Raw genomic sequence first — 9,590 nt, 5'->3', positions numbered from 1 at the left:
GGTGGCCGCGGCCGGCAGCACCGGCGCGCCATCGGCCGCGCGGCCGCCGCCGGCCTTCGCCCGCTTGGCCTGCTCCGCGGCCTGCGCCGCCAGCCAGGTCTCGATGTCGTCCGGTGGCACATCCATCAGCCGCAGCGCGCCCGACATGACGTTGCTGAACACCGGCGCCGCGACCGCACCACCGCCGTAGCCGTAACCCTTGCTCGAGTCCGGCTCGTTGATGACGACCACCATCGCGAAGCGCGGGTTCTCGACCGGCACGACGCCGGCGAACAGCGCGATGTACTTGTCGGAGTAGCCGCCGGCCGGGCTGAACTTGCGCGCGGTGCCGGTCTTGCCGCCGACGTGGTAGCCGAGGATCGCCGCGCCGGTGGCGGTGCCGCCCTCCTCGGTGACCGTCTGCAGCATCCGCATGACCTGGTCGGCGACCTTCTCGTCGAGCACGCGCTCGCCCTCGTTGCGCTGGCCCTTGACGAAGGTCGGCGGGATCAGCGTGCCGCCGTTGGCCAGCGCGGCGTAGGCCATCGCGATCTGCAGCGGCGTCGCCGACAGGCCGTAGCCGTAGGACATCGTGCGCTTGGTGGTGCCGCTCCACTGGTCGGGCGCGGCGAGCACGCCGGACGACTCGCCGGGGAAGCCGCTGCCGGGCTTGCTGCCGTAGCCGAAGCCGGCGACGACGTCGTGGAAGTACTCGTCCGGCAGGCGCTCCACCAGCCGCGCGGTGCCGACGTTGGAACTCTTGGTGATGACGCCGGTGACCGTCAGCGCACCGTAGTTGCGGTAGTCGTTGATGGTGTAGCGACCGTTGGCCATGTAGCCCGGCGAGGTGTCGACGATCGTGGTCGGGGTGACGATTCCACGGCTCAGCGCGGCGGCGATCGTGATCGGCTTCATCGTCGAGCCGGGCTCGACCACGTCGGTCACCGCACGGTTGCGGCGCGCGTCGCTGCGGTCGCCGTCGAGGTCGTTGGGGTTGTAGCTGGGCAGGTTCGCCATCGCCAGCACTTCGCTGGTCGCGACGTCGAGCACGACCACCGAGCCGCTGCTCGCGTCGGCTTCCAGCAGCGCGTTGCGCAGCTCGCGGAAGGCGAGGTACTGGATGCGGCGGTCGATGGTCAGGGTCAGGTCGTGGCCCGGCTCGGCCGGACGGATCAGGTCGACGTTCTCGATGATCCGGCCCTGGCCGTCGCGGATCACCCGCTTGGCGCCCGGGGTGCCGCGCAACCACTCGTCGAACGCCAGCTCCAGCCCTTCCTGGCCGGCGTCGTCGATGTTGGTGAAACCCAGCACGTGGGCGAGCGCCTCGCCCTGCGGGTAGAAGCGACGGAACTCGCGCTGGCTGAACACGCCCGGGATGCCGTGGGCGAGGATCTTCTTCGCCTGGCTCGGGTTGATCCGCCGCTGCAGGTACATGAACTCCTTGTCCGCGCGCTGGGTGAGCTTGCGGGTCAGATAGTCGGCCGGCACGTCGAGCGCGGCGGCCAGCTCGGGGATGCGGTCGGGGTGCTTGAGCAGTTCCTGCGGGTTGGCCCAGACCGACTCGACCGGGGTCGACACCGCCAGCGGCTCGCCGTTGCGGTCGGTGATCATGCCGCGCGAGGTCGGGATCGGGATCTCGCGCAGCGCGCGCGCGTCGCCCTGGCGGACGTAGAAGTCGTTGTTGAGCACCTGCACGTCGAACGCGCGGCCGACCAGCGCGACCGAGCACAGCGCCAGCGTGCCGCCGACCATCGCCAGCCGGTTGCGCGGGTTGTAGCGCACGCCGCGGCGCGCGCCACGGGTGTCGTCATCGCGGAACAGCGCGCGCAGCCGGCTCCACGCGCCGGGCTGGCCCGGCCGCGGGTCGCGGTGCGGCTCGCGGCGGCGGTCGCGCGGGCTCATGGACGGATCACCACGATTTCGGCGCCTTCGGGGAACTTCATCCCGAGGCGGTCACGAGCGACCTGGTCGATGCGGTTGCTCTCGGCCCAGGTGGCCTGCTCCAGCTGCAGCCGGCCGAAATCGATGTTGAGCTCGTCGCGCGCCTTCTCCAGCCGGCTGGCCTCGACGAACAGCACCCGGTGGCGATGGCGCGCGTGCACCACCGCCAGCGCGGTGACGACGTTGGCCAGGACCAGCACGGTCAGCAGCAGGCGCGAGGTCATGCGGCCTCCCGCGGGAGCTTCTCGGCCACGCGCAGCACGGCGCTGCGGGCACGCGGGTTGTCGCCGGTCTCGGCATCGTCGGCCTTCTGCGCGCCGCCGATCGCCAGCAGGTCGGGCGTGAACGCAACCTCGACCGGCATCCGCCGGTTGGCCGGCGGCGCCTTGGCGTGGCGCGCGATGAACTGCTTGACGATGCGGTCTTCCAGCGAGTGGAAGCTGATCACCGCCAGCCGGCCGCCGGGCTTCAGGCGCCCGAGCGCGGCGTCGAGCCCGACCTCCAGGTCGGCCAGCTCGCGGTTGATGAAGATGCGGATGGCCTGGAAGCTGCGCGTCGCCGGGTGGATCTTCTGTGCCCCGCGCGGGATCACCGACGCGATCAGCTCGGCCAGCTGCGCGGTGCGGACCAGCGGCTCGTCCGCGCGGCGGGCGACGATGGCGCGGGCGATGCGGCGCGACTGGCGCTCCTCGCCGTACGTCCACAGCGCGTCGGCGATCTCGCGCTCGTCGGCCTGCGCCAGCCACTCGGCCGCGCTCTGGCCGGCGTCCGGGTCCATCCGCATGTCGAGCGGACCGTCCTTGCCGAAGCTGAAGCCGCGCTCGGCGACGTCGAGCTGCGGCGACGACACGCCGAGGTCGAACAGGATGCCGTCGAGCCCGCCGGCGGTGGCGTCCCAGCGGCCGAGTCCGGCGAAGCTGCCGCGGAAGATCGACACGCGCGGGTCGGCCCCGAACTCGCGCTCGGCGACGGCGATCGCTTCGGGGTCCTTGTCCATCACCAGCAGCCGTCCTCCGGCGCCGAGTTGGTCGAGCACGCCGCGCGCGTGGCCGCCGCGGCCGAACGTGCCATCGAGGTAGGCTCCATCCCCACGCACCCGCAGCCCTTCCAGGACCTGCCGGTACATCACGGGAAGGTGGCCGGAAGTCGCCGAGCGCTCCATGCCACCGTCCGTCATAGCTGCAGGTCGAGCAGTTCCTCGCTCAGATCATCGTCAGACACGGTCTGGCGGATCTGTGCGTGGTGCGCCTGCTCGCTCCACAGTTCGAACTTGTCGCCCATGCCCAGCAGCACGGCCTTCTTCTCGATGCCGACCGCGGCGCGGTGGCTGGCCGGGACGGTGATGCGGCCGTTGCCGTCGAGCTCGACGAAAGTGGCCGCGCCGACCAGCTTGAGCTGGAGGTTGCGGTTGACCTTCTTGGCCTTGGGCAGCTTGTTGACCTGGTCGCGCACGCGCTCCCACGCCGCCAGCGGGTAGAGGTACAGGGAGCCGGACTCGAACGGGTTGTACGTGATGACCAGGCGGTTGCCGCATTCGCTCGCGACGAGGTCGCGGTGGGCGGTGGGCACCGCCATCCGGCCCTTGTCGTCGATCGTGATGGCGGTCTCGCCCTGGAACATTGCGCACCTGGTTGTTGGCCCGCCTCTGGTGGGCGGTTTGCCTTAGGGGCATACGGTCGCTGGAACCGGATGCGGCCACCGAAAACCACGAAAAACCCGGTTTTCCCTCGGATGTCCACCTTAGGCACCGCCAAAATGCTTGTCAACAACTTCCGGGGCGGAAATTCACTAGGCACATCAAAGGCTTGCAGCAAACTTCAGAGTCTTATTCAAGACTTATCCACTAACCCTTGTTTCGTCTCATGTTTTGAGATTTCAGGGGTGTGGAGGCCATGTGAAAGGACCGCCGTCGCATCGGGCGCCACCCATGCTGCGATGCAACAAAAGCCGGGCATGCGAAGACGCGCCGCGAGGGCGCGCCTTCGATGGAGAGGGGCGGAGCCGGCCGATAAGCCGGGTTCTGTCGTGGACAGTCATTCCTCTAGGCGCATCGTCACCGATACGCTCGAGCAACCTACCCGGAGGCACCGCGGGCCGCGGCATTGCCTCCCTATTTGGTCTTGCTCCCGGTGGGGTTTGCCGTGCCGGTCCGTTGCCGGACTCGCGGTGCGCTCTTACCGCACCGTTTCACCCTTGCCACGCACCCGTGAGGGCCGTTCGGCGGTCTGCTCTCTGTTGCACTTTCCGTCGGCTCGCGCCGCCCAGGCGTTACCTGGCACCGTGCCCTGTGGAGCCCGGACTTTCCTCGGCACCCCGAAGGGTGACGCGACTGCCTGGCCGACTCCGCGGGGCGCAGTCTACCGGGGTTGGTGGTTTTTGCGAGGTGGCGACGCCGGGCGCGGGTCGTGGCGGTTCAGGGTTTTGTCGGGGCTCAGAAGCGGGCTTCGTTGAATGGCGCGTCACGGTCGACTGCCCTTGGGGGTGTTGCTCCCCGGCTCGGTAGGACCATCCATGGCCCTACTCGCCGCCGCGCGCATCCATGCGCGCTGTCCGCACCCCCCCAACGCCAGCCGCCCACGGATCGTGTCGCGGGGCCCTTGGATAAGAAGCGACGTCACGCACACGCCGGTGCGGCGTCCTGGGCGGGTGTTGCGGAGAGTGCGCCATGGGTGAGTCCGGACCGTTTGCGCGGCATGCCGCGCGGTTCGGGCGAACGCCCGGCACGCTGTGCCGGGCCGGACCGCGAAGCGGGCGCACGGCCCCGAGTCGAACCAGGGAGGGTTCGACCGAGGGGCGGAGACAACACCCCGCCAGGGCGCCGCTCTCGCCGGAGCCGGGAATCCACCCGTCGTTGTTGCTGTTGTCGCCCCGCGCTTTTTGAATCTGCGGCGTAGACGCTCAACCCGCCCCGTACAGCGCCTTGCGCGGCGCGCCGCTCAGTTCGGCCGCGAGCTTGGCGGCGGTCGACGGCGGCAGGTGTTCGGCGAGCTTCGCGTACAGCCGCAGCCCCTCCTGCAGCTTCGCATCGGCATCGTCACCGGCCCCTTCGACCACCAGCACGAACTCGCCCTTGCGCTGGTTCGGGTCGGCCTCGACCGTCGCCCGCAGCCCGTCCAGGGTGTCGTCCAGCACCGTCTCGAACAGCTTGGTCAGCTCCCGCGCCAGCACCGCCCGGCGGCTGCCACCGAAGGCCGCGGCCAGGTCGGCCAGCGACTCGGATATCCGGTGCGCCGACTCGTAGAAGATGAGAGTCCGCGGTTCCGCCGCCAGCAGCACCAGCCGCTCGCGCCGCGCGCCGCCCCTGGCCGGCAGGAAGCCCTCGAACACGAACCGGTCCGACGCCACCCCGGCGACACTCAACGCCGCGATCGCCGCGCACGCGCCGGGCACCGGCGACACCCGCAACCCCGCCGCGCGCGCCGCGCCGACCAGCCGGAAGCCCGGGTCGCTGACCAGCGGCGTGCCCGCGTCGGACACCAGCGCCAGCGACTCGCCGGCCTGCAGGCGCGCCACCAGCTGCGACGCCTGCGCGTCCTCGTTGTGCTGGTGCAGCGCCAGCAGCGGCCGCTCGACGCCGAAATGGCTCAGCAGCTGGCGCGTGTGACGGGTGTCCTCGGCGCAGATCGCGTCGACCGTGCGCAGGGTCTCCAGCGCACGCGGGCTGAGGTCGCCGAGGTTGCCGATCGGGGTCGCGACGACGTGGAGGGTGCCGGGGGTCTGCATCGCGACGATGGTAGCGCGGCGGCGGGCCGGTCCCGCGCCGACGCCGTCGCGGACGCCACGCGGGGCGATGGTTAGAATCCACCCGTCCCCCAACGGAGCGCCGCGCGCGGTGCGTACGCGATGAACCACAAGCCTTCCGTCACCCGCTTCGGCTGGCTGGCCGCGGTCCTGGTCGCCACCGCCCTGCTGGGTGGCTGCGTGATCGGGCCGACGCGGTCGAGCTCGACCACCACCCGCACGCCGCAGAACCCGCTGATCGAACAGGCCAGCGCGCTGGCAGGCAACCCGGCCAACGCCGGCCAGATCGACGCGCTGCTGGCCCAGCTCGACGACGCCACCCTCGCCGAGCAGGCCGCGATGCTGCCCGAGGGCCACCCGCTGTATCCGTACGCCGGTCGTGCGCTGCTGCGTCGCGGCCTGCCGCTGCCGCGGCCGTTCGACCGGGTCGCGTGGCAGTTCGACGCCAGTGCCCGCCCGCCCGCCGCGGCCGACGGGTACCGCCCGCCGGTGCGCCTGGCGGTGCTGTTGCCGCTGTCGGGTGACCTGTCGGCCGCCGCCGCGCCGGTCCGCGACGGCCTGCTCGCGGGCTACTACGGCGAGTCGCGCCAGCGCCCGGACGTGCAGTTCTACGACACCCACGGCACCCCCGGCGGCGCCATCGCCGCCTACGACCGCGCCGCCGCCGAGGGCAACGATTTCGTGGTCGGCCCGCTCGGCCGCGACGAGGTCGGCGCGCTGTTCAGCCGCGGCAACCTGACCGTACCCGTGCTGGCGCTCAACCGCGCCAGCGACCTGCCACCGGCCGGCAACGCCAGCTTCTCGCTGTCGCCGGAGGACGAGGGCGTCGCCGCCGCCGGCCTGCTGCTCGAACGCGGCGCGCGCAACGTGCTGGTGATCGCCGGCCCTGACGACAGTCAGCGCCGCGCGGTCGACGCGCTGCGCAACCACCTGGCCGAGCACGGCGCCACCGTGACCGGCATCGCCAGCGCCGGCGTCGCCGACTTCAGCCCGTACGCGCAGGCCGAGGGCGGCATCGACGCGGTGTTCCTGGCGGTGCGCGGCAACGTCGCCCGCGAGCTGATGCCGCGGCTGGCGCTGGCCGGGCTGGCCGGACTGCCGCGCGTGGCCACCTCGCACCTGCTGTCGGGTACCGGCAAGCCGGAGGAGGACCGCGTGCTCGACGGCATCGCCTTCCCGGGCGAGACCTGGACCAGCGGCGGCTACGTCGCCGGGCTGCCGCCGGAGGCGACGGTCGCCGAACGCCTGCCGACCGCACGTGGCGGCGCGGCGCGGCTGTTCGCGTTCGGCTACGACGCGTGGCTGCTGACCGCCTACCTCGACAAGCTCGCGCAGTCGGCCGATGCCAGCATCACCGGTGCCACCGGCGTGCTGCGCATCGACGGCTCCGGCAACGTCCAGCGCACCCCGGCGTGGTCGACCTTCAGCGCCGGCGTGGCGGTGCCGCTGGCCAATGCCGGCCGTTACTGACCGGCGCCAGCGCGGCGCCGCGGTAGAGGCCGCGGCCCGCGCGCACCTGGTCGAAGCCGGCCTGCGGCCGATCGCGGCGAACGCCAACTACCGCCTCGGCGAGCTCGACCTGGTCATGCTCGACGGCGAGGTGCTGGTGTTCGTCGAGGTCCGCTTCCGCCGCGACGACCGCTTCGGCGGCGGCGCGGTGTCGGTCGACTGGCGCAAGCAGGCCAAGCTGGTCCGCGCCGCGCAGCTGTTCCTGATGCGCCACCGGCGTTACGCCGATGCGCCGTGCCGGTTCGACGTGGTCGATGCCTGCGGCGACCCGGACGCACCGGAAATCAACTGGATCCGCGACGCCTTCCGCCCCGGCGACTGAGCGATGCCGCGCGCAGGCGCAGAATGTCCGCAGTCCCTCCGGTTGCCACCATGCCCCTTCCCCCCGAACTCGACCGCGAACTGGCCGCGCTGCTCGGCGACGGCTGGCTGACCGACCCCGGCGAGCGGCTCGGCTACGCCTACGACAACTCGCGCCGGCACTCGCTGCCGGACGCGGTCGCGCTGCCGGTCGACCGCACGCAGGTGGTCGCGCTGGTGCGTGCCTGCCGCGCCCACCGCGTGCCGCTGGTCGCCCGCGGCCGCGGCACCAACACCACCGGCGCGGCGGTGCCGGTGGGCGGCGGCGTGGTGGTGTCGTTCGAGCGGATGGACCGGATCATCGACATCCGCCCCGGCGACCGTTGCGCAGTGGTCGAACCCGGCGTGCTCAACGGCGACCTGCAGGCCGCGCTGGCGCCGCACGGGCTGTTCTGGCCGCCGGACCCGACCAGCGCGATGTTCAGCACGGTCGGCGGCAACCTCGCCTGCAACGCCGGCGGCCCGCACGCGGTGAAGTACGGCGCCAGCCGCGACAACGTGCTGGCGCTGGTCGCGGTCACCGGCGCCGGCGAGCTGGTCGAGTGCGGCACCGCGACCACCAAGGGTTCGACCGGCTACGACCTGCAGCGGCTGCTGGTCGGCAGCGAGGGCACGCTGGCGCTGATCGTCGAGGCGACGCTGCGGCTGACGCCCGCCCCGGCCACGCGCCGCGCGGTGCGCGCGATCTACCGCGACGTCGCCTCGGCCGCGGCCGCGGTGGCGCGGCTGATGGCGCAACCGGTGACGCCGTCGATGCTGGAGTTCATGGATGCCGACGCGGTGCGGCTGGCGCGCGATGTCGCCGGCGCCGACCTGCCCGCCGAGGCCGGCGCGCTGCTGATGATCGAGGCCGACGGCGACGCCGGGCAGCTGCCGCGAGACATCGAGGCGCTGATGGCCGCGGCCGGCGGCGACGGCCTGGTGTCGCTGGACGACGCCGACGACGAGGCTTCGCGTGCGCGCCTGTGGGCGGCCCGCAAGGCGCTGTCGCCGTCGCTGCGCACCCTGGCGCCGGGCAAGATCAACGAGGACGTGGTGGTGCCGGTCTCGCGCATCCCGCAGCTGGTCGGCGGCGTGCAGGCGCTGTCGCGCGAGTTCGCGTTGCCGATCATCTGCTTCGGCCACGCCGGCAACGGCAACCTGCACGTCAACCTGATGTACGACCCGGCCGACGCCGGCCAGAACGAACGCGCGCACGCGGCGATGGCGCGGGTGTTCGCGCTGGCGCTGTCGCTTGGCGGGACGCTGTCGGGCGAGCACGGGATCGGCCTGGCCAAGCGCGACTTCATGCCACAGGCGATCACCGCGCCGACGCTGGCGCTGATGCGGGAACTGAAGCGGGTGTTCGACCCCGACGGCATCCTCAACCCGGGCAAGCTGCTGCCGCCGCTGCAGGACGCGGAAGGTGGCGTCGCCCCGTCTCCCGGCGGGACCGCCCCACGCACCGCCCCATGACCGGTCGCCTGGACACGTTGCTGGCCGGGATCGACGCGTGCCGCCTCTGCGCCGCGGCGTTGCCGCACCCACCACGGCCGGTGTTGCGCGCGCACGCCGACGCACGACTGCTGGTGGTCGGCCAGGCCCCGGGCCGCAAGGTCCACGAGAGCGGCGTGCCGTGGGACGACGCCAGCGGCCGCCGCCTGCGCGACTGGATCGGTATCGACGCCGACACCTTCTACGACGCCCGGCAGGTGGCGATCGTGCCGATGGGCTTCTGCTACCCCGGCAAGGCCGGCTCCGGCGACGCCCCGCCGCGGCCGGAGTGCCGCGCGACCTGGCACCCGCGACTGCTGCCGCTGCTGCCCAACGTCGGCTTGACCCTGCTGATCGGCCAGTACGCACAGGCGTACTTCCTCGGCCCGCGCCGCAAGGACAGCCTGACCGCGACCATGCGCGCCTGGCGCGAGTACCTGCCCGGACACCTGCCGCTGCCGCACCCGAGCCCCCCGCAACGTCGCGTGGTTCAAGGCCAACCCGTGGTTCGAGGGGGAAGTGCTCCCGACGTTGCGGGAACGGGTGCGGGAGGTGCTGGCGGCGCCAACGTCACGGTGATGAAGGGG

9 protein-coding genes and 1 other RNA gene are annotated in these 9,590 nt (G+C 72.3%); 4 read left to right on the top strand and 6 right to left on the bottom strand.

The features are described from left to right. The 6 genes from N799_RS13650 to rsmI form a co-directional block, all read right to left on the bottom strand. Positions 1 to 1,731 (bottom strand): peptidoglycan D,D-transpeptidase FtsI family protein (locus tag N799_RS13650; protein ID WP_162473324.1); only part of this gene is annotated, 1,731 nt, incomplete at its 3' end. Between the two features lie 146 nt (positions 1,732 to 1,877). After that, positions 1,878 to 2,144: a cell division protein FtsL gene (ftsL, locus tag N799_RS13645; protein WP_036213723.1), complete on the bottom strand. Its 267-nt coding sequence runs from the start codon at positions 2,142 to 2,144 to the stop codon at positions 1,878 to 1,880. Beyond that, the gene (rsmH, locus tag N799_RS13640; RefSeq protein WP_081975050.1) at positions 2,141 to 3,097 is read right to left on the bottom strand and encodes a 16S rRNA (cytosine(1402)-N(4))-methyltransferase RsmH; all 957 of its coding nucleotides are present in this window, start codon (positions 3,095 to 3,097) and stop codon (positions 2,141 to 2,143) included. Before rsmH ends, ftsL begins: the two co-directional genes overlap by 4 nt. After that, positions 3,094 to 3,540, bottom strand: coding sequence for a division/cell wall cluster transcriptional repressor MraZ (gene mraZ / locus N799_RS13635; RefSeq protein ID WP_036213720.1), 447 nt, complete (start codon positions 3,538 to 3,540; stop codon positions 3,094 to 3,096). The genes rsmH and mraZ overlap by 4 nt, the downstream gene beginning before the upstream one ends. A gap of 373 nt (positions 3,541 to 3,913) precedes the next feature. Then, positions 3,914 to 4,265: RNase P RNA component class A (rnpB, locus tag N799_RS14500), an RNA gene on the bottom strand. A 553-nt stretch (positions 4,266 to 4,818) separates the two neighbouring features. Then, positions 4,819 to 5,643, bottom strand: coding sequence for a 16S rRNA (cytidine(1402)-2'-O)-methyltransferase (gene rsmI, locus N799_RS13630; protein WP_036213717.1), 825 nt, complete (start codon positions 5,641 to 5,643; stop codon positions 4,819 to 4,821). 120 nt (positions 5,644 to 5,763) lie between these two features. On the opposite strand from rsmI, the gene N799_RS13625 reads away from it, so the two are divergent. The 4 genes from N799_RS13625 to N799_RS13610 form a co-directional block, all read left to right on the top strand. Beyond that, complete coding sequence (locus N799_RS13625) at positions 5,764 to 7,131, top strand: penicillin-binding protein activator (RefSeq protein WP_052101575.1); 1,368 nt, start codon at positions 5,764 to 5,766, stop codon at positions 7,129 to 7,131. After that, on the top strand, positions 7,115 to 7,492 hold the full coding sequence (locus N799_RS13620) for a YraN family protein (RefSeq protein ID WP_036213715.1): 378 nt from the start codon (positions 7,115 to 7,117) through the stop codon (positions 7,490 to 7,492). Before N799_RS13625 ends, N799_RS13620 begins: the two co-directional genes overlap by 17 nt. 50 nt (positions 7,493 to 7,542) lie before the next feature. Further along, on the top strand, positions 7,543 to 8,985 hold the full coding sequence (locus N799_RS13615; protein ID WP_052101574.1) for an FAD-binding oxidoreductase: 1,443 nt from the start codon (positions 7,543 to 7,545) through the stop codon (positions 8,983 to 8,985). Then, a partial coding sequence (locus N799_RS13610; RefSeq protein ID WP_238978988.1) for a uracil-DNA glycosylase family protein occupies positions 8,982 to 9,590 on the top strand: 609 nt, incomplete at its 3' end. The genes N799_RS13615 and N799_RS13610, both read left to right, overlap by 4 nt.

The organism is Lysobacter arseniciresistens ZS79 (genome assembly GCF_000768335.1).
GTDB lineage: Bacteria > Pseudomonadota > Gammaproteobacteria > Xanthomonadales > Xanthomonadaceae > Novilysobacter > Novilysobacter arseniciresistens.
This window is presented reverse-complemented; position numbering and strand designations above follow the sequence as displayed.